We start from the raw sequence: 20,047 nt of genomic DNA, 5'->3' as shown, positions 1-20,047 counted from the left end.
GTCCGTTAGTGACGGATTCTATGCAAGGAGTCATAAGGTGAGCGTGAAAGCCGGCAAGCATGCCCGAGAATTGCTGCTCAAGGAATACCGGGGCGTGCTCAGCACCCATTCCAAGGCCATGCCGGGTTTCCCTTTCGGATCAGTGGTGCCCTATTGCCTGGATGCCGACGGTTATCCGCTGATATTGATCAGCCGCATTGCCCAGCACACCCACAACCTCAAACAAGATGGCAAATGCTCACTGCTGGTGGGCGAGCGTGGTGCGGAGGATGTGCAGGCGGTTGGTCGCCTCACGTTGCTCGCTGAAGCCCGACCGTTGCAGGATGGCGCGCAGATTGAGGCCGCCGCGCAGCGCTATTACCGCTATTTCCCCGAGTCGCGCGGTTATCACCAGGCGCATGACTTCGATTTCTGGCGGCTGGAGCCGGTGCGCTGGCGTTATATCGGTGGTTTTGGCGCGATTCATTGGCTGGATCAGGTGGCGTTGAGCAATCCGTTTGCCGGCGACAGTGAACTCAGCATGCTCGAGCACATGAACAGCGATCATGCCGTGGCCATCGACCATTACGTCGAATTGGCCGGTTTACCCAGTCAGGCCCCCGCCGAGATGGTTGGTGTCGACAGCGAAGGCTTCCACCTGCGTATTGCCCAAGGGGTGCATTGGCTGGCCTTTCCAACATCCTGTAACAGTCCGCTTGAGGTGCGCCAGGCCCTGGTAACCCTGGCCCGCGCCGCAGTCTGGCCGACCGATGGTCAGCCTTCAGCTTGAATTCCGCGCGATACCCCATACTTCACTTCTACTGGAAGCTGTTCTTCCGTTAAGGAACCTTTGATGCGTGCTTTTCTGTTCTTATTTTTGCTCTTCCCGCTGATTGAACTGGCCGTGCTGATTCAAGTGGGCAGCACCATCGGCGTGTTGCCGACTCTGCTGCTGGTCGTAGGCTCGGCGATTCTCGGCAGTGTGCTGCTGCGGGTGGCGGGTGTTGCTACAGCGTGGCGTGCCCGGGAAAAACTGGCGCGTGGTGAATTGCCTGAGCAGGAAATGCTTGAAGGCCTGCTGATTGCTGTCGGCGGTGGCCTGTTGCTGTTACCCGGTTTTATCAGCGATTTCTTCGGGATCTTCTGTCTGATTCCCTTCACCCGTCGGCTGTTGGTTAACAAGGTGCGTCTGCGTGCGGCTGAACAGGCCATGCGTCAGCGCGCCTTTTTCGATGACCAGGCCGCGCGCTCGGGTCAAGTGCGGCCGAATGTGCTGGAAGGCGAGTACGAACGTCGCGAGTGAGTACGCCGGCGGGTAATTTTCGATAAAGATTTCACCCTCAGCCCTTGAAATCCCTCCGCGCGCCCTTATGTAGCGGTCACCGCAAGGTTTTTTGTCATTCAGACAAATCAGACTTCAGCGCTGCGCCTGGCGTAGTGCTACCGGCCTAGCCGGATTTTGCTAACCCACCGGTGCATACACCGGTCGAAAAACCATCTATTGGGAGAGATCGACAATGAAGCTTCGTCCTCTGCATGACCGCGTCGTAATCCGTCGCAGCGAAGAAGAAAAGAAAACCGCAGGCGGCATCGTGCTGCCAGGTTCCGCTGCCGAGAAAGCCAACAGCGGTGAAATCCTCGCTGTCGGTACCGGCCGCGTGCTGGACAACGGTGAAGTGCGTGCGCTGGCCGTCAAGGTCGGTGACAAAGTGGTGTTCGGCCCGTACTCCGGCAGCAACACCGTCAAAGTTGATGGCGAAGACCTGCTGGTAATGGCTGAGAACGAGATTCTCGCCGTAATTGAAGGTTGATTTCAGCGCCCGTCGCTACGAATTCCGCTCTATTTGAACGAATTAAGGAATAACCATCATGGCTGCTAAAGAAGTTAAATTCGGCGATTCCGCCCGTAAAAAAATGCTCACCGGTGTCAACGTCCTGGCTGACGCAGTAAAAGCGACCCTCGGCCCGAAAGGCCGTAACGTGATCATCGAGAAGAGCTACGGCGCGCCGACCATCACTAAAGACGGTGTTTCCGTTGCCAAAGAAATCGAGCTGAAAGATCGCTTCGAGAACATGGGCGCGCAGCTGGTTAAAGACGTTGCTTCCCGTGCTAACGATGACGCAGGCGACGGCACCACTACCGCCACCGTTCTGGCTCAAGCCATCGTCAACGAAGGCCTGAAAGCCGTCGCTGCTGGCATGAACCCAATGGACCTGAAGCGCGGCATCGACAAGGCGACCATCGCCATCGTTGCTGAGCTGAAGAACCTGTCCAAGCCATGCGCTGACACTAAGGCCATCGCTCAGGTCGGTTCGATTTCCGCTAACTCCGACAGCTCCATCGGTGAAATCATTGCCGAAGCCATGGGAAAAGTCGGTAAAGAAGGCGTGATCACCGTTGAAGAAGGCTCGGGCCTGGAAAACGAACTGTCGGTTGTTGAAGGCATGCAGTTCGACCGCGGTTACCTGTCCCCTTACTTCATCAACAAGCCGGACACCATGGTGGCCGAGCTCGACGCCCCGGCGATCCTGCTGGTTGATAAGAAGATCTCCAACATCCGTGAGCTGCTGCCAGTTCTGGAAGCTGTGGCCAAGTCCGGTCGCCCACTGCTGATCGTGGCTGAAGACGTTGAAGGCGAAGCCCTGGCGACTCTGGTTGTGAACAACATGCGCGGTATCGTTAAAGTCGCTGCCGTTAAGGCGCCAGGCTTTGGCGATCGTCGCAAGGCCATGCTGCAGGACATCGCTGTGCTGACTGGCGGTACCGTTATCTCCGAAGAGATCGGTCTGAGCCTGGAAAGCGCCACCCTGGAGCACCTGGGTAACGCCAAGCGCGTGATCCTGAGCAAAGAAAACACCACCATCATCGACGGTGCTGGCGTTCAGGCTGATATCGAGTCGCGCGTTCTGCAGATCCGTAAGCAGATCGAAGACACTTCGTCCGACTACGACAAAGAGAAGCTGCAAGAGCGTCTGGCCAAGTTGGCTGGCGGTGTTGCCGTGATCAAAGTCGGTGCCGGTACCGAAGTTGAAATGAAAGAGAAGAAAGCCCGCGTTGACGATGCCCTGCACGCTACCCGCGCAGCCGTTGAAGAAGGCGTGGTACCTGGCGGTGGCGTGGCACTGGTTCGCGCTCTGCAGGCCATCAGCGAACTGAAAGGTGACAACGCTGATCAGGACGTGGGTATCGCTTTGCTGCGTCGCGCTGTTGAAGCGCCACTGCGTCAGATCGTTGCCAACGCTGGTGGCGAGCCAAGCGTAGTGGTCGACAAGGTCAAGCAGGGTTCGGGCAACTACGGCTTCAACGCCGCGACCGACACCTACGGCGACATGATCGAGATGGGTATTCTCGATCCGGCCAAGGTCACTCGTTCGGCACTGCAAGCTGCCGCTTCGATCGGTAGCCTGATGATCACCACCGAAGCGATGATCGCCGAAGTGGTTGAAGACAAGCCAGCCGCTGGCGGTATGCCAGACATGGGCGGCATGGGTGGCATGGGCGGCATGATGTAAGCCAGCCCGGCCCCTCACAGGCCGTCGCCAGGCGGCCTGTACGTTGTAAAGAAAACCCCGTGCCTGTCACGGGGTTTTCATTTTTCTGCGCTATAACAGTCCGGCACAACAAAGCGGTACGCCAATTGCTTTGGGTAATCCGTGCTCCCGGACTGGAGCCTGTCAATTTGCGCAGTGCTGCTAAGCAGCCATGCCGCTTCTTGTTTTGACCTCACCTGGATGTGCTCTACCACGCTGTTTTTACGGGGTGGGTAGAGGTTGTGTCGGTTACGGTTTGCCAGTGCCGGCTTTAAAACCCTGTGCTCTATGGCGCACTGCCTTAATGCAAATGGGCAATTAAGTGCCCCTGAGGTTGTTACCGCCTGGGGCCATGCCCTGGTTTGCTGAAGTATTGAACCATTGGTGCGTGTGCGGTTCGAAGGCGTGGCCTGCCAAATGGCTTGCGTGTGGATCAGGACGATCTGAATGCAGTTGCCGGAAGCGTCTGGCACTAACGGCCGTCTGTCGCCTAACGCGACGCAGCGGTGATCAGTGAACTAGGGTCTACAAACAGCGTTTGGCAGCGCTATCAAGAGGTTGCAGTGATGAAGTTAGAAATCGCACGAGGTTTGTTTTTAGTAGGCGCACTCAGCGTGGCCTCGCTCGCGGCGGCGGCTTGGCACGAAGCCAGCCCCCAGGTCATCACGTTGAGCGAACGTGGCTATTGCCCGATACCGCTGCAGGCGCGCGCAAGCGAGGTGATGAGGCCTGATCAGGACTTGCTGCTGTTTATGTTTAGCCTGTCCCAGGGCGCGCGCTCGCAAGGTTGATACGCGTTACCTGAGGTACTTGATGCCCACAAAAAAGCCCTGCAATGCAGGGCTTTTTTGTGGGCGGCCTTCCATGGCCGCCACGGTTCGCTTCGCTGTGTTATCCGTGAGCCTTGGCAGGTGCTGCGGGTGCATCCGGTTGCGCCAGCAGGCTGTAGACACAGGGCAGCACGAACAGGGTGAACAAGGTGCCGATCGACATGCCGGTGGCGATCACCAGGCCAATATCGAAGCGGCTGACCGCGCCGGCGCCGGTGGCGAGGATCAGCGGCACCATACCGAAGACCATCGCGGCGGTGGTCATCAGCACCGGACGCAGGCGAATCGCCGCCGCTTCCTCAACGGCCTCACGCCGCGACAGACCTTTTTCGCGGCGCAGCTGGTTGGCGAACTCGACGATCAGGATGCCGTGCTTGGTGATCAAGCCAATCAGTGTGACCAGGCCCACCTGGGTGTAGATGTTCATGCTCGACAGGCCGAGGAACAGCGGTATCAGCGCGCCACATATCGACAGCGGTACCGTGACCATAATCACCAGTGGGTCGCGGAAGCTTTCGAATTGCGCCGCCAACACCAGGAAGATCAGCGCCAGGGCTAGGCCAAAGGTCACGTACAGCGCGTTGCCTTCCTGCACCAGCTGGCGCGAGGCGCCGGCAAAGTCGTAGGCAAAACCTGCGGGTGCTTCCTCGCGCATGATTTGCTCAACGGTTTCGATGGCTTCACCCATGCTGACGATCGGTACGCCCTGAATGATCGCCGAGTTGAGTTGTTGGAACTGATTGAGCTGGGTCGGCCGGGCTCGGTCGCTGACCTTGACCAGGGTGGACAGGGCCAGCATCGCGCCGCTTTCGCTTTTCACGTAGTAGCTGCCCAGCCACTCGGGATTATCGCGGTACGCGCGCTCGACCTGGGCAATCACCTTGTAGCTGCGCCCGTCGATGGTGAAGCGGTTGATCTCGCCTTCACCGAGCAGGCTGGCTAGCGTCAGGCCGAGGTCTTCCATGGATACGCCCATTTGCGCGGCTTTCTCGCGGTCGATCTCCACCACCACTTCTGGCTTATCGAAGGCCAGGTCAACGTCGAGGAAGGCAAACTTGCCCGACTCTACAGCGCGTGTTTTGACCTTCTCCGCCACCTGCAGCAGTGACTGATAGTCACTCGGCGTATTGATCACGAACTGGAACGGCAGGCCCTCACCCGTGCCCGGTAGGGAGGGCAGGTTGAAGCCGAAGATCTGCAGGCCGGCAATTTGCGAAAGGCGGCTTTGCACCTCCGGCAGGATCTCCATTTGCGTGCGCTCGCGCTCGTTCCACGGGGTCATCAGAAAACCCCCGATACCCGATTGCACGCCGTTGAAGCCGTTGATCTGGAACGAGGAGTAGTACTCGGGGAACTCCTTGAAGATGCTGACGAATTCATCGGTGTACTTGTTCAGGTACTCCAGGTTGGTGGGCTGCGGTGCGTTGGCGATCATGAAAATGATGCCTTGGTCTTCCTCGGGGGCCAGTTCGCTTTTGGTGAACTTAAGCAGCACCGGGATCAGGCACATGACGATCACCGCAAACACCAACACTACCGGGCGCGTGTCCAGGGTGCCGTGCAGGGCGCGCTGATAGCGCTGCTTGAGGCCATCGAAAATCTGGTCGAGCTTGTGCGCCAAGCCCGATGGATTCTCTTCATGGCGCAGCAGCTTGGCGCACATCATCGGTGACAGGGTCAGGGCGACGATGCCAGAGATGATCACCGCACCGGCCAGGGTCAGGGCAAACTCCTTGAACAGCGCGCCCGTGAGGCCTTCAAGGAAGCCGATAGGCGCGTACACCGCCGCCAGGGTGATGGTCATCGACACCACCGGCACGGCGATCTCCCGCGCGCCTTCGATGGCCGCATCGAAAGGCGTTTTGCCTTCTTCGATATGCCGGTGGATGTTCTCCACCACCACGATGGCATCGTCCACCACCAGGCCGATCGCCAGCACCATGGCCAGCAATGTCAGCAGGTTGATCGAGTAACCCATGAGCTGCATAAAGAACAGTACGCCGATCATCGACAGCGGAATGGTGATTACCGGGATCAGCACCGAGCGGAAGGCGCCGAGGAACAGGAACACCACGACGATGACGATCAGCACCGCTTCAAACAGGGTCTTGACCACCTCATCGATGGACGCCTGGATAAACAGCGTGGCGTCGTAAGCGATGGACACCTTGAGGTTGGGTGGCAGCTGGGCTTCCAGGTCCGGCATGACCTTGCGTACTTCTTTTATCACATCCAGCGGGTTGGCCCCGGGCGTGCCCTTGATGGCGATATACACCGATGGCGTGCCATCGAAGGAGCTGATTGCGTCGTAGCTTTCTGCGCCCATTTCCACCCGCGCCACATCGCGGATCAGCACCCGGCTATCGCCCACGGTTTTCAGCGGGATAGCGGCAAAGGCCTCGGGGGACTTGAGGTCGGTTTCGGCGTTGATGCTGGTGACCACGTACTGGCCTTTTACTTCACCCGCCGCGGCGAGGAAGTTGTACTTGCGCACCGCCTCGTTGACGTCGCCAGCGGTCACGCCATAGGCGCCCATCTTCACTGGGTCGAGCCACAGGCGCATGGCGAACACTTGATTGCCGAGAATCTCGGCCTCGGCCATGCCGGGCAGGGTAGCCAGCTTGGGCTGGATGACGCGTGACAAATAGTCGGTGATTTGCGGATTGGACAGTTCATCGCTGTAGAAGCTGACGTACATCAGCGCCGTGGAGTCAGCGGCTTCCTTACTCAGTACAGGGTCTTCGGCATCCTGCGGCAGCTGGTTTTTCACCTCGTTGGCCTTGGCCAGCAGTTCGGTGAACAAACGGTCGCTGTTGGCGCCGATACGCGCGTAGATTGAAATGATCGACACGTTTTGCCGGCTTACCGAGGTCATGTAATCAATGCCGTCGGCGCTGGCCAGGCTCTGTTGCAGCGGCTGGGTGATATAGCCCTGAATGGTCTCGGCATTGGCCCCGGGATAAGCCGTGGTCACCGTGATCAGGGCGTTTTCCATCTGCGGGTACTGGCGAATGGTCAGTTTGCTGAATGCCTGGAAACCAAGCAGGATGATCAGCAGGCTGACCACCGTCGCCAGTACCGGGCGACGGATAAAGGGATCAGTAAAAGCCATAAATAAGTTCCTTTGAGCCTGCGCGATTACTCGGCGCTCGGCTTGTCCTGCGCGTTGGCGATGCTCACGTGGGCACCGTTATCCAGCTTCAGCTGGCCGGCAGAGACCACCTGCTCACCGGCTTGCAGACCTTTGACAATCACCACCTGGCCTTCACGACGCTCGCCGGTTTCGACGTAGCGGCGCTCGACTGCCAGTTCGGCCTGGCCGTTGTCGTCTTTGACCACCTGGCCGTTGTCATCCTTTTTCTCGCTGATCAGGTACACCGAGTTGCCGTAGAGGGTGTAGGTGATCGCGGTTTCCGGTACGACAACGACGTTCTGCTCGCCCGGCAGCAGCACTTCCAAGTTGGCGAACATACCGGGCAGCAGCTTGCTATCCGGGTTGACCAGCATGGCGCGCACTTGCACGTTGCGGGTGGTGTCTTCGACCTTGGGGTTGATGGCGGCAATTTCGCCCTCGAACACCTCGCCTGGGTAGGCCGCCACGTTGAAGCGCACGCGTTCACCGATGCCCAGCTTGGGCACGGCCTGTTCTGGCAGGAAGAAGTCGACGTAGAGCTTGCTCAGGTCCTGCAGGGTCGCAATGGCGGTGCCGGAGGCCAGGTAGTCACCGACATCGACCTGGCGGATGCCGATGGTGCCGGCAAAGGGCGCGAGGATGCGTTTTTTCGCCAGCAGCGCCTCTAGCTGCGCCACGCTGGCGTTGGCTTTTTGCAGGCTGGCGGAAAGGCGGTCGAACTCGCTCTTGGAGATGCTCTGGCGGTTGACCAGGCTGCGGCCGCGTTCATATTCCACACGCGCCAGGCCCAGCTCAGCCTGTGCGGTGGCCAGGCTGGCTTGCTCAACATCGCTGTTCATCTGGATCAGCGGCTGCTGCAAGGTGACCTGCTCGCCGGAGCGGAACAGTACCTTCTGTACGGTGCCGGCGACTTCAACTGTCAGGTCGACGCCCTGGAAGGCGACCAGTGTGCCGATAGCCGGCAGGCGGGTCTGCCAAGGGCGTTCTTCGGCCGCCGCGGCATCCACGCTGATGGCCGGCTGCGGTGCCGAGAACATCTGCACTTGTTGGTAGATGGAGAAGCCTTTATAGGCGGCGAGGGCGAGTACCACGAGGAGTACCACGCCGAGCATGATCAGCATGCGGCGGAGCAACATATTCCGGTTCCTTGGCAAGATGGGGAGGGGCCTGGGAATAGGCAAGTTGGGCACAGTAGACCCCCTTAAAAGCCATGTCAAAGATTCGCATTTGCAAAAGTTTGCCGGGCCGGCTGTCGCGGGTTTATTGATCGTTTAATAAGCAAAATGCCAGCATTTGCTGGCATTTTGCTTACAGTTACGCGGGTCAGGCGCTTAGGCGTTGGGTCACGTCACTCAGTTGTCCAGACAGTTCGTGTAGGTTCTTTCCGGCACTTTCGGTGCGCTGCACGTTCTCCTGATTCGCAGTGGCAATGGCGGTGATCTCGGTGAGGTTGCGCGAGATGTCTTCGGCGACCGAGGTCTGCTCCTCGGCGGCAGTGGCAATCTGCCGGTTCATGTCGCGGATGGCTTCAACCGCACTGGTGATCAGCTGCAGGGTGGCTCCGGCTTCGGTGACCTGGGTCACGCCTTCTTCGCTGCGTTGCTGGCCGCTCTCAATGGCACGTACCGCATTGACGGCCCCGGTTTGTACGGTATCGATGATCTGGTGAATCTCTGCAGTGGACTCGGCCGTGCGTTGAGCCAGGGTGCGCACCTCGTCAGCGACCACGGCAAAACCGCGGCCCTGCTCGCCTGCTCGCGCCGCTTCGATAGCAGCGTTGAGGGCCAGTAGGTTGGTTTGCTCGGCAATCCCGCGAATCACTTCCAGCACCTTGCTGATGCGTCCGGTGTCGCTTTCCAGGCGGCGAATAACGTCGGAGGTGTTGCTGATTTCGCCACGAATATCGGTGATGGTCTGGATGGTGGCCTGCATCACGGTTTCACCCTGGCGGGCTGCGCTGTCGGCGTCATCGGCGGCGTTCGCGGCTTCAGCTGCGTGGCGTGCTACTTCTTGCGCCGTGGCGGACATTTCGTGCATCGCCGTGGCGACCTGGTCGGTGCGCGAGAACTGCTCACGGGTGCCTTGGGCCATCAAGGTGGCGATGGAGTTGAGTTCGCCGCTGGCGGTATCGAGGTCTTCAGTGCTGCGCTTGAGACGACTGAAGGTGTCCGCGAGGAAGTCGCGCAGGATATTGGCCGCCACGGCCAAGTTGCCCAGCTCATCCTGGCGGGTGGATTCCACGCGCTTGCCGAAGTTGCCATGGCTTAGCAGGGTGATGTGTTCGATCAGCTCACGGATGGGGTTGATCATGTTGCGGTTGATCAGCCACATGCTGAATAGCGTGATGATCACGGTGGCGCCCAGCATCAGCAGGGTGCCAAGGGTGATGGTGCGGTCGGCTGCGGTATTGATCAGGCTGGCCTGGTGCACGCCTTGTTCATGAAGCTCCTTAGCCAGCGCCTCCATCTGCTGGGTGGCGTTGCGATCGATGCCGGAAACCGCTTTGTCGCCCGCTTTGGCGTCAGCCCCGGCGGCGATAAAGGCGTCGCGGCCTAGGCGGTATTTGCTGCCCAGGTTCTGGTGCTCGCGGCGCAGGCTATCGATTTTGCTTTTCAGGGTGGGGTCATTGCTTGCCAGCAGGCTGAGCTGGCCCAGGGTGTCCTGAACCTTGCGTTCCTGGGCCTCAAACTGGCCCCAGTATTTATTCAGTTGAGCGCTGTCGTTGCCGCGTAGCAATACGTTCTTCCATTCCTGCACCTGGGTTTTGAATTCCAGGTTGGCGACGTCGATTAAGGTCGATTCTTGCAGCGGCCCCTCGAGCAGGGCGCGGTAGTTCTGCATGCCATTTGATAGAAAGCTGAAGCAGGCGAGCGCGGTGATCAGAATCAGCGTCAGGCTGCCGCCAAATAGGGCGAGAATTTGCGTGCGTAAGGATTTTTGCAGAGACAATGGCTGATACCCCTGGAGGTGGGAGGCAGAATACCGAGGCCGTTGAGTGGCCTAACTGCGAAGATCCCTATCGACTGGTATCGGTTAGGCCGGGTTGCCTGGAGGTTGCGGCCTATAGAACGTATAGATCGGCGCGCCGGCAATATTCTTTAGTCTGCCGCAAGCATGTTACAGATTTAAGACAGTTGCGCGTAACGCAAGGTGCCTATTGCTCAGGCTCTGTTTACGCTGCGGCTCGGTTGTATTAATACAACCGAGCCGGGTAAAGCGCCTTCAGGCCATGCGCAGGTGGTTGTCCCAGAGGCCAGCGGGGAGTTGCAGGGGCTGGCTGGCGATGCGCTCGCCGCGGCAGTCGTACAGGCGGCAACGGCCCACACCGCTGCTGACGACAAAACCTTCAGCCACCGCGCCGACGCCCGCGCAGTCAGCCAGGGGCGCATCCAGGCGCAGCGCTGCACTGTCCAGGTCCCAGATAAACACCCGGTTGCCGCGTGGCGCGGTCAAGGCCAGCAGGCGTAGCTCACTGTGGATTGCCACACTGGCCGTGTATTGATTCATCAGCTGGCGCTGCGCATCGGCGACCGGGAAGTGTTGGAAGGGCTGGCCGGGGCGCTTGATCGCCAGGAGCGGTACTCGATCACTGAGCTCGCCCATGTATTGCTGGCCGGTGACGACAGTGCCGTCGCTGGCCACAGCCATATGCCGCACGCTGTTCATCCGCTCTGGCAGTTGCTCCTTGCTCACCAGGCTGCCATCGCGGCGCATCAGCACCAGGCTGGCCTCCATGGTGTTGAGGTTCATCTCCACGCGGCTGTCGGCTTCGGTGCGGATACCGCCGTTGGCCACTGCCAGGGTTTCACCGTCTGGCAGCCAGAGCAGCTGGTGCGGGCCGATGCCGTGAGTGGAGAGCTCGCCAGTACGTTGCAGCTGTTCGCCTTGCAGGCGATAAACCCCCAGTACGCCGCGACCGGGGTCGCGGGTGTCGTTCTCCGTGGCGTACAGCCATTCGCCGTCTTTGTGGAACACCGCATGGCCGTAGAAGTGGCGCTGCTTTGCTGAACGCAGGGTTTGCAGCAGTCGGCCGTCGCGGGTGTCGATCAGGTAGCTCTCGGTGCTTGGACGGCGCCCTACAAACAACGCCATCGGTAGAAACGGATGACCGATAACGTCGTGGCAGCGTTCGTTGACCTGGGTGGCAAACACCTGGCTGCCATCCAGGCGGTAGCCCACCGCAAAATGCTTGCCGCTCCTGTCATTGCGTGCCGAGAGCAGCAGCGGTTGTGGGCCGCTGTGCATCAGCGTCCAGCCACCCAAGGCGCCAGCCGCTAAGGCAGCAGCACCCAAACCGAGGAAGGTACGGCGTTTGATCTGCATCACTCAGTCACCGTCATGGGCGTTGAAGCCCAGTTGAATGCCCAGTGTCTTCGCCAGCTCCGACTCATGCAGGCGATGCAGGGTATTCAGGCTGTCATACAGGGCGTTCAGTTCGGCGCGGCCGGCTTCGTCGCTGAGCAGCTCGCCAAGCGGACGCTGTGCGGCGGCCAGACGCTGGCGGGTGTCGCTGTAGGCCGCGTTGATGCGCTGTTTCAGTTCGGCTTGGTCGCTGCCGAGCAACGCCTGCATGCCATCCTGTTCGGCACCCAGCCAAATGCGTTCGGCGCTGGCCAGGCTGGCGGCAAGGTTGGTAAGGCTGGCTTTACTGCGCCAGGCTTCGGCCTGATAAGGCTGTGGCTGGCCTTTACTCTGACGGCCCATGGGCGTGCCAAGTTTCTTTTTCAGCCCATCGATAGCGCTGACCTGAGTGCGCAGCAACTCCGCCACCGCTTCCGCTGCTTCGGCGTAGCGCTCATTGGGGAAGTTCTTTAGCTGTGCGGCCATGCCGTCGGCACGCTGCCAGCTGGCCAGCACATCGGCGGCGAGTGCTTGCTGATGCTCACCAATGGCGATCATCAACGGGCAATAGCGGGCCTTCTGCTCGGCGTTATTCAGGTCAATTGCCGGATCAAACAAGAGGTATTCATAGGCTGTCAGGCCTTGCACGACGACGCTGGATTTACCCAGATCGGCTGGCGTCAGCTCAGGCTTGCTGTTGAGCAGTGCTTCAACCTGGCGCGCGACCAGGTTTTTCTTGTCGGGCCAAAACTGCACTTGCCACGCACGGTTGCCTTCGGCCAGAGGACCGGCAGCTGCCGGTTGTACCGCGGCCCAGGCGCTTTGCGCGCTGGCGAAGGCCTGGCGGGCCTCGGTCAGGCTCTGCTGGTCGCTGCAGAAGGCCTGGGCACTCACGGCCAGTTGGCGGTCGGCTTCGTGCCAAGCGCTGTAGATGGGTAGCAGTACGCCATCGGCCAGCGCCTGGCTGACCTGCTGTTGCGGGTTGCTCGGGCTGCAAGCCGTGAGTGTCAGGCTGAGTAGGGCCAGGCCCAGGGGGGAGCGGATCATGAGTGACTCCTACAGCGAGTTCAGAAAAGCCAACAGCGCATGGCGCTGATCAGCGTTGAAGGTCAGGACGTGTTGTTTGGCGGCTTGCGCTTCGCCGTCGTGCCAGAGGATGGCTTCTAGCAGGTTGCGTGCGCGACCGTCATGCAGAAACTGGGTGTGACCATTAACCGTTTCCGTCAAACCAATGCCCCACAGCGGTGGGGTACGCCATTCCTGGCCGCTGGCGAGGAACTCCGGGCGATTGTCGGCCAGGCCGGCGCCCATGTCATGCAGCAGCAAATCGCTGTACGGACGGATGGTTTGATTGGCCAGCTCTGGTTCGGCAGCGTCGCCGGCGGTAGTGAATTGCGCGGTGTGACAGCTTTGGCAGCCGGCCTGGTAGAACAGGTTTTTGCCGGCGATTACCTGCGCGGTGTCCGCGCCGCGTCGTGCGGGTACGCCGAGGTTGCGGGTGTAGAACAGCACGTTGGCGAGAATGTTGTCGCTGACTTCCGGCTCGCCGCCGTGAGGCGCGGTGCGGCAGTCCAGCTGCGCCGCCGTGCAGTTGTCCTGGCTAATCAGATTGCTGGTCAGGCCCATGTCATTGGCAAAGGCGTCGGCATTCTGCTGGTTGAGCGTGGGTTGCCCGGCTTTCCAGCCGAAGCGCCCGAGTACTGTGCGCTGCTCGGCACGGTCCCAGACCTGGTTGGCGCGCCCGGAAATACCATCGCCGTTGCGGTCTTCAGGGTCGACATTGGCCAGGATGTCAGCCTCGCTAATGGCTTCCAGCAGGCCGAGACCGATCATCGGTGGGGCGATACGAGCGGAAAACAGCGTGTCGGGATGCAGGGCGCCGTAGCCGAGCTGGCTGATCTCAAGGGTAGGCTTGCGCAGTTCGACCTCTAGGCCATCGGCAAAGCTCACGCGCTGCAGGCTGTAACTGACCCGTACCTTGCCCTCAGGCGCCGTGCCGGGATTGGCCATGTCCTGTAATTGGCTACCATAGGTGAGTTCGGCGAGTACGCCAAGGCGCTTGATGATCTGCGCATGCTCGCTGCCAGCCGGGATCGACAGGCGTACCAGCATGGACACCGCGTTCTGCGCATCCGGGCCTGGTGGGTGGCCGCGACCGTCCTTGATATGGCAGTTCTGGCAGGCGTTGGTGTTGAACAGCGGGCCCAGCCCATCACGCGCGGTAGTGGTGGCCGGTGCGCTAATCCAAGGGTTGCGGAAGAAACTGTTACCAACGCTGAAATCCAGCCGACGTGAAGGCGACAGATTAGCCGAGGGCAAGGAAAAGGCATTCTGGTCTGCCTTGCGCACAGTGGCACTGCCGGCAGACAGGGCTTCGCCAGGCTCTGCCTGGGTGAACTGTGGGGGTTTATCGCAGGCGACCAAGCTCAGGCTCAAGGCCAGCAGGAAAGCAATGCGATGCGGCGCAAGCATGGGAGAGGTCCGCGACAGAAAAACAGGCCGCCGATATTAACAGCCTGATCTGCATTAAATAAGACGGATTTGCATTATCAGTGGTGGTTAAAAGTCGCAGGCCGTAAAACGCTAGGCGCGATTGCTGGTGTTATGTAGCGACAGCCCAGTCAGGTAGGGCAGGCCGCAAAGAGTCGCCGGGAGCGATTTTTGATGTTGCGTAGAGGCGGCCCCGAAGGGGTGGCCGCCAGGGATGGTAGGCCACAAAAAAACCGCGACTCCAGTTAAGGCGTCGCGGCTTTCTATGCGCTATCGCTTTTCGGACGTTGTGAGCCAGCGCGAAAGAGGCTGTTTCAACGCAGCATCTAAACGCGCGGCAAGTCCTGCGCGCTTAGAAGCTGTGGTCGGCGGTGTCCGGATTCAGATCACTGATCCCCAGCTTGCCGGCTGCCTGCTCGATGGCGCCGGTTTGCTTGACCAGGGCAGCAATGGCGTCACGAACGATCTGCTGGCCTTCGGTGTTGTCAGCCGCGATTAGCTGGTCGAAGTGCTGACCGTTGTTGGCGCTGTCGACCAGGGCCTGCAGTTTACCTTCGGTGGCTGCTAGGTCCGCTTTCAGCGTGTTGTCGGCGGCGGCGTCAGCCTTGGCCACCAGCGACGACAAACTCGGGCCGCTCAGGGTGCTGCCGTCAACTTTCTTGTACTCGCCCAGGTAAACGTTACGGATCCCTTTAGCGTTGTAGAAGTGCGAGTTGTGGGTGTTGTCGCTGAAGCAATCGTGCTCGTCTTCAGTGGAGTTAGCTTCCAGCGCGACCTTCATGCGCTCGCCGGCCAATTCGCCGAGCGACAGGCTGCCCATGCCGAAGAGCATCTTGCGCAGGCCGTTCTCGGCGGTGTCGGCTTGTAGTTCGGCGCGGTAGTTGTCGGCGTTACCGGCTTGCCATTGCATAACCATCGCGTCGAGGTCGCTGACCAGCAGATCGCTGGCTGCTTTGATAAAGGCACGGCGGCGTTCGGTATTGCCACCGGTAGCGCCTTCGCCTACCACGAAGTCGGTTGCAGGTCGCTCGCCGGCGCCTGGGTTGGTGCCATTGAGGTCTTGGCCCCAGAGCAGGAATTCGATGGCGTGGTAGCCGGTGGCAACGTTGGCCTCGGAACCGCCCAGTTCATTCAGACTGGCCAGCAGTTCTGGCGTGATGGTGCTGACATTGAGTGTGTCTTCACCGACCTGGATTTCAGTGTTGGCGATGATGTTGGCGCTGGCACCCGGGTTGCCCAAGGCGTGCTGGTAGTCCGTGGCGACGTAGTCGATCAGCCCTTCATCCAGCGGCCAGGCATTCATCTGGCCTTCCCAGTCGTCGACTACGGCGTTGCCGAAACGGAACACTTCACTTTGCATATACGGCGTGCGGGCTGCCAACCAGGCTTCACGGGCGGCGTTCAGGGTGTCGTCGTTCGGGTTGGCGAGCAGTGCATCAATTGCGCTTTGCAGTGCCTTACCGGTGCTGGCCGCGTCGCTGAAAACGGCCAGGGCTAGGTCCGCATAGTGACTGACGACAGCTTTGCTGGCGGCTTCGTCGACTTGGCTGGCGACCACTGCCGGTGCGCTGGTGCTGCTGGCAGCAGGGGTGGCGGGGGCTTTGTCTTCACCGCAACCTGCGAGTGAAATGGCGATGGCAAGCAGGCTGGCTGAGGCCAGGGGCATACGGAGCATGGCGGAATCCTTTGCAAGTAAGAGTGAAGTGCCCGTGCAAGTAGGCGCAAAAACTTAACCATAATGCGAAAGATTTTCATTTTGCGCAAAGGGTCGTTGGTGTTTTTTCACTAATAGCTGTGTGCAAGGTCTGCGATAGGGCCATTTGATAGGGCTAAAATGCTCGACATAATTGTTTTTTGATAACCGCTCGGAGTAACGCATGAGCCTGACCAGTGTCGTCATTGTTGTGCTACTGATTCTGCTCGCGGCCTACGCCGTGGTGCTCTACAACGCGCTGGTGCGTTTAAAGCACGGCGTGAGCAAGGCGTGGTCGAATATCGAGGTGATGCTCAAGCAGCGTCACGAAGAACTGCCCAAGCTGGTGGAAACCTGCAAACAGTACATGCAGCACGAGCGCGGCACGCTGGAGGCCGTCATTGCCGCACGTCAGGCGGTTTCTAATGCTCAGGCAAAAGGTGACATGCAGGCGCTGGGCAAGGCCGAAACGGGTTTGCGTGCCGGGCTTGGTCAGCTGTTTGCGCTGGCCGAGAACTACCCGGAGCTGAAAGCCAATGAAAGTTTCCAGCACTTGCAACAGCGCATCAGTGGCCTAGAAAACGGCATTGCCGACCGGCGCGAGCTTTATAACGAAGCGGTCAATTTGAACAACGTGCGCATCGAGCAATTTCCCGATGTGCTGATTGCGCGCGCATTTGCCTTTAAGGAAGCCGTGCTGTTGCAATTTAGCGAGTCGGAAAAGGCTGATGTCGACCTCAAATCGCTGTTTGGTTAAACCGTGGATAACCCCGGGCAATTGATTGGGCTGGCCTGCAGCGTGGCGGTGAGCGCAGGCGGTGCCTGGTTGTTTTTGCAGCGTTTTGCGCAGGCGCGGCACCTGCTCGACACACCAACCTCGAAGATTCGCTCGGCCGCCCAGGGCTATGTCGAGTTCTACGGCGTGCTGCATGACCGCGCCGAGGCGCCGCTGCTTGGGCCGCTGACCCATACCCCTTGTCTGTGGTGGCGTTACAAAATCGAGGAATACACCTCAAGCGGCAAGAAACGTAGCTGGCGTACCCTCGAAAGCGCCAGCAGCGAAGCCTTGCTGCAACTTGACGACAGCACCGGCAGTTGTTTGATTGACCCGCGTGGCGCACAGGTACGGCCGCAGACGCGTGATGTCTGGAAAGGCAGCTTGCGCCACCCGCTGGGCACCGCGAAAACCGGGTGGCGGGCGCTATTTAGCGATGGCGAGCGCTACCGCTATACCGAGGAACGCTTGCATGCCGGCCAACCGCTGTATGCCATCGGCGACTTTCGCAGCAGCGGAGGCGGGCGTCAGGGGCTGGATCTGACAGCCGCACAAGGTGCTGTGATTCGTGAGTGGAAGGGGGACTTTGGCGGCCTGCTGCAGCGCTTCGACAGCGACGGTAATGGTCAGCTGGATGAGCGGGAGTGGCAGCGGGTGCAGCTCGCCGCGAGCCTGGAAGCCGAAGACCGTCATCGTCGGCAAAGTGCTCAGCCGGTGCAGCATCACTTGGCCAAACCGCGCGAAACTCAGCCGTTTATTCTGTCCTGCGCCGGTGAGGATGAGCTGGTGCGTCAGCTCTACTGGCAAGCGGCAGGCGGTGTGGTGCTGTGTGTGGCCGGTGCGCTGGGCGCTGCCTGGCTACTGGGGATCAATAGCTTTTAAGCGAATGCGTTGTATAAGCAAAAGCCCGCCGATTGGCGGGCTTTTTAATCGGTGTTTGGCATTAAAGCGTTGCGGGGTTGGCGGCGCTGTTCAGGCGTCTGGCCTGCTTCAGGTAGGCCGTCAGTTCGCGGGCTGGAAGTGGCTTGCTGTACAGGTAGCCCTGACCCTCGTTGCAACCCTGGGCGATGATGTAGGCCTCCTGCTCGATGGTTTCCACCCCTTCGGCGATCACCTGCATGCCGAGGCTTTTACCCAGCTGAATAATGGCGCGTACGATGGTCGCATCGTCTTCGTCTTCCAGCAGATCCTGGACGAAGCTCTTGTCGATCTTGATCTTGTCCAGCGGCAGACTTTTCAGATAGCTCAGCGAAGAGTAGCCAGTACCGAAGTCATCAATCGCAATCAGCGCACCGGAGCGGCGCAGGCTAAGCAGGTGCTGGGCCGCGGTATTGATGTCTTCCATCAGGCCGGTTTCGGTGACTTCCAGCTCTAGGCTACGCAGCGGCAGGCGATAGACCTGCATCAGGTTATTGACCACCCGCGGCAACTCGGCGTGGTGCAATTGTACGGTCGATAGATTGACCGCCATGCGCAGCTCATTAAAGCCCTGATCGTGCCATTCACGCAGTTGGCGGCAGGTTTGGTCGAGGATCCATTCGCCAATCGGGATGATGGTGCCGTTCTGTTCGGCCAATGGAATAAACAGATCTGGCGGAACCAAGCCGTGTTGCGGATGTTGCCAGCGCAGAAGTGCCTCGACGCCGACCACGCGGTGGTCGCGGTAATCCACCTGTGGCTGATAAACGAGGTGCAATTGATTTAAGGCCAGGGCATCGCGCAGGTCTTTTTCCAGCTCCCGGCGGCGGCGCATTTCACTGTCGACACTGGCGATGTAGAACTGGTAACGGTTGCGTGAGCGGCTCTTGGCCAGGGTCATGGTTTGTTCGGCTTTCTGCAGCAGCTTCTCGGTGCTGTCGCCGTCTTCCGGGAACAGGGTTATGCCGATGGTAGCGCGCAGGCGCACTTGCTGTTGGTCGAGCATAAATGGGTTGTCGAGGTCGTCGAGTACGCTTTGCGCCAGCTCGGCGGCCTCGTAAGGTTGCTCGATATCGGCCTGCACCAGCGCAAACTGGTCGCCGCCGAGGCGGGCCAGAGCGCCGAGGCGACCGCTGTGGCTGCGCAGGCGGTCTGACAGGGCCAGCAGCAACTGGTCGCCAGTCTGATAACTGAACTGCTCATTGATCCCTTTGAAGTCATCCAGGCCAACGCACAGTACGGCCACGCGCCGGTTTAGGCGGCCTGCGTCTTCGAGAATCTTGTCGAGTTGCTGTTGCAGTTGCAGGCGGTTCGGCAAGCCCGTGAGAAAGTCGTATTGAGCCATGCGCAGCAGGCTGTTTTCCGCTTCACGGCGCAGGTTGGTATTGCGCTCGATGGAGGACAGTAGCTGATTGGCGGTGTTGATCCATAACCCCAGCTCGTTTTTCTCGTTGCCCTTGAGCATCGGTAGCTTGTGCTCGCTGGGGCGGTCCGGGTTGATGTTGGTTAGGTGCTCGATGATCTTTGACAGTGGTTTGGTCAGCAACCAGTGGTAGACCAAATACAGCACCAGGCCCATGGCCATGGCGCGCAGCACGCCGGAAATAAAGATGACCACCGAGTTGGTGACGAAGCTCTCTCCGTAGGGGGCTGTGTCGAGGGTGATGCTGAGGTCGCCGTAGTACTCACTGTAAGGGCCACGGCCGACTAATTTAGTGGTGAAGCTCTGTTCTTTGCCGAGAATCTGGTCGGTCAGCCAGCGCGTGGGGCTGGCAACCTGGTCGCGGGATTTCTCTGCCAGCATCGGCTCGTTTGGGTGGCCGATGGAGGCCATGCGCACGGACTCATGCTGGAATAGACCCTCAATTACCTGCATGCCCATTTCCCGATCCAGGCTATAGACCGCCTGGGTAGAAGGGTCACGGAACATACCAAGGATTCGGTGCGCCTCGTTGTCGACGGCCTGGCGTGTTTTGTACGCGTCGAAAACGATTTGGGCGAAACTCAACACAACCCCGACGATGAGCGCTGAGAGCAGCACTACGCGGAGTAATTTAAGTGACAAACTGTTTTTGAGTTCCAGCTTCAAGTGGCGATTCCTTGTTCGAAGCCGTGGGCATCAGACGCACTGAGTATTGGCAAAGTCGTGCTTGCAGTCAAAGGGCCATTACTCACATGTGTCGTACACATTCTGTTGCGCTGCGATGGCGCGAATTCTGGCGTATCTAGGTGTCGTTTGCAGTGTATCGGTGCGAGCTATGTATGGCTTGAGCGCCGTTGGGCGCTTTTTTACGATTGGCCATTTTGATTGCAATGCCCGTGCTGATTGGAAATGTATACCAGCCTTAAGCTGATTA

15 protein-coding genes are annotated in these 20,047 nt (G+C 59.6%); 7 read left to right on the top strand and 8 right to left on the bottom strand.

Going from position 1 to position 20,047, the window contains the following annotated elements; genetic code table 11:
* Positions 1–37 precede the first annotated feature (37 nt).
* From N1078_RS06960 to N1078_RS06940, 5 genes are all read left to right on the top strand, one after another.
* A complete protein-coding gene (locus N1078_RS06960) occupies positions 38–769 on the top strand; it encodes a HugZ family pyridoxamine 5'-phosphate oxidase (protein ID WP_274087480.1) in 732 nt (243 codons plus the stop codon).
* Between the two features lie 63 nt (positions 770–832).
* The gene (locus N1078_RS06955; protein ID WP_274087479.1) at positions 833–1,282 is read left to right on the top strand and encodes an FxsA family protein; all 450 of its coding nucleotides are present in this window, start codon (positions 833–835) and stop codon (positions 1,280–1,282) included.
* Positions 1,283–1,496: 214 nt separating this feature from the next.
* Positions 1,497–1,790, top strand: coding sequence for a co-chaperone GroES (locus tag N1078_RS06950; RefSeq protein WP_019827816.1), 294 nt, complete (start codon positions 1,497–1,499; stop codon positions 1,788–1,790).
* A 58-nt stretch (positions 1,791–1,848) separates the two neighbouring features.
* Positions 1,849–3,492 (top strand): chaperonin GroEL, encoded by a 1,644-nt coding sequence (gene groL / locus N1078_RS06945; protein WP_274087478.1) that lies wholly within the window; start codon positions 1,849–1,851, stop codon positions 3,490–3,492.
* A gap of 584 nt (positions 3,493–4,076) precedes the next feature.
* Positions 4,077–4,301 (top strand): hypothetical protein, encoded by a 225-nt coding sequence (locus N1078_RS06940; RefSeq protein ID WP_274087477.1) that lies wholly within the window; start codon positions 4,077–4,079, stop codon positions 4,299–4,301.
* Between the two features lie 100 nt (positions 4,302–4,401).
* Here N1078_RS06940 and N1078_RS06935 read toward each other — a convergent pair whose 3' ends face one another.
* The 7 genes from N1078_RS06935 to N1078_RS06905 form a co-directional block, all read right to left on the bottom strand.
* A complete protein-coding gene (locus N1078_RS06935) occupies positions 4,402–7,452 on the bottom strand; it encodes a multidrug efflux RND transporter permease subunit (protein ID WP_274087476.1) in 3,051 nt (1,016 codons plus the stop codon).
* A gap of 26 nt (positions 7,453–7,478) precedes the next feature.
* Positions 7,479–8,609 carry an efflux RND transporter periplasmic adaptor subunit gene (locus N1078_RS06930; RefSeq protein WP_274087475.1) on the bottom strand — a complete coding sequence of 377 codons (1,131 nt, stop codon included), beginning with the start codon at positions 8,607–8,609 and terminating at the stop codon, positions 7,479–7,481.
* A 187-nt stretch (positions 8,610–8,796) separates the two neighbouring features.
* Positions 8,797–10,422 carry a methyl-accepting chemotaxis protein gene (locus N1078_RS06925; protein ID WP_274087474.1) on the bottom strand — a complete coding sequence of 542 codons (1,626 nt, stop codon included), beginning with the start codon at positions 10,420–10,422 and terminating at the stop codon, positions 8,797–8,799.
* 273 nt (positions 10,423–10,695) lie between these two features.
* Entirely contained in the window at positions 10,696–11,790 is a 1,095-nt protein-coding gene (locus tag N1078_RS06920; protein WP_274087570.1) for a DUF1513 domain-containing protein, read from the bottom strand.
* 9 nt (positions 11,791–11,799) lie between these two features.
* The gene (locus tag N1078_RS06915; protein ID WP_274087473.1) at positions 11,800–12,861 is read right to left on the bottom strand and encodes an imelysin family protein; all 1,062 of its coding nucleotides are present in this window, start codon (positions 12,859–12,861) and stop codon (positions 11,800–11,802) included.
* Positions 12,862–12,870: 9 nt separating this feature from the next.
* Positions 12,871–14,286 carry a di-heme oxidoreductase family protein gene (locus N1078_RS06910; protein WP_274087472.1) on the bottom strand — a complete coding sequence of 472 codons (1,416 nt, stop codon included), beginning with the start codon at positions 14,284–14,286 and terminating at the stop codon, positions 12,871–12,873.
* Between the two features lie 370 nt (positions 14,287–14,656).
* The gene (locus N1078_RS06905) at positions 14,657–15,979 is read right to left on the bottom strand and encodes an imelysin family protein (RefSeq protein WP_274087471.1); all 1,323 of its coding nucleotides are present in this window, start codon (positions 15,977–15,979) and stop codon (positions 14,657–14,659) included.
* A gap of 202 nt (positions 15,980–16,181) precedes the next feature.
* Here N1078_RS06905 and N1078_RS06900 point away from each other — a divergent pair, with 202 nt between their 5' ends.
* Together N1078_RS06900 and N1078_RS06895 are read left to right on the top strand one after the other, a co-directional pair.
* Entirely contained in the window at positions 16,182–16,754 is a 573-nt protein-coding gene (locus N1078_RS06900) for a LemA family protein (protein WP_274087470.1), read from the top strand.
* A gap of 3 nt (positions 16,755–16,757) precedes the next feature.
* Positions 16,758–17,654, top strand: a complete 897-nt coding sequence (locus N1078_RS06895) for a GIDE domain-containing protein (RefSeq protein WP_274087469.1) — start codon at positions 16,758–16,760, stop codon at positions 17,652–17,654.
* A 61-nt stretch (positions 17,655–17,715) separates the two neighbouring features.
* Here the strand turns inward: N1078_RS06895 and N1078_RS06890 are convergent, their stop codons facing one another.
* Positions 17,716–19,779 carry a putative bifunctional diguanylate cyclase/phosphodiesterase gene (locus tag N1078_RS06890; protein ID WP_274087468.1) on the bottom strand — a complete coding sequence of 688 codons (2,064 nt, stop codon included), beginning with the start codon at positions 19,777–19,779 and terminating at the stop codon, positions 17,716–17,718.
* Positions 19,780–20,047 lie beyond the last annotated feature (268 nt).

The organism is Pseudomonas sp. MIL19, from assembly GCF_028680365.1.
Lineage (GTDB): Bacteria > Pseudomonadota > Gammaproteobacteria > Pseudomonadales > Pseudomonadaceae > Aquipseudomonas > Aquipseudomonas spirodelae.
The sequence above is the reverse complement of the archived record's forward strand: the minus strand, read 5'-3'. Positions and strand labels throughout refer to the sequence as shown.

Excerpts from the sequence above, each read along its gene's own strand:
- N1078_RS06910 (WP_274087472.1), bottom strand. The coding sequence starts at position 14,286 with ATGCTTGCGCCGCATCGCATTGCTTTCCTGCTGGCCTTGAGCCTGAGC.
- N1078_RS06935 (WP_274087476.1), bottom strand. The coding sequence starts at position 7,452 with ATGGCTTTTACTGATCCCTTTATCCGTCGCCCGGTACTGGCGACGGTG.
- N1078_RS06940 (WP_274087477.1), top strand. The coding sequence starts at position 4,077 with ATGAAGTTAGAAATCGCACGAGGTTTGTTTTTAGTAGGCGCACTCAGC.
- N1078_RS06915 (WP_274087473.1), bottom strand. The coding sequence starts at position 12,861 with ATGATCCGCTCCCCCCTGGGCCTGGCCCTACTCAGCCTGACACTCACG.
- N1078_RS06955 (WP_274087479.1), top strand. The coding sequence starts at position 833 with ATGCGTGCTTTTCTGTTCTTATTTTTGCTCTTCCCGCTGATTGAACTG.
- N1078_RS06905 (WP_274087471.1), bottom strand. The coding sequence starts at position 15,979 with ATGCTCCGTATGCCCCTGGCCTCAGCCAGCCTGCTTGCCATCGCCATT.
- groL (WP_274087478.1), top strand. The coding sequence starts at position 1,849 with ATGGCTGCTAAAGAAGTTAAATTCGGCGATTCCGCCCGTAAAAAAATG.
- N1078_RS06900 (WP_274087470.1), top strand. The coding sequence starts at position 16,182 with ATGAGCCTGACCAGTGTCGTCATTGTTGTGCTACTGATTCTGCTCGCG.
- N1078_RS06930 (WP_274087475.1), bottom strand. The coding sequence starts at position 8,609 with ATGTTGCTCCGCCGCATGCTGATCATGCTCGGCGTGGTACTCCTCGTG.
- N1078_RS06950 (WP_019827816.1), top strand. The coding sequence starts at position 1,497 with ATGAAGCTTCGTCCTCTGCATGACCGCGTCGTAATCCGTCGCAGCGAA.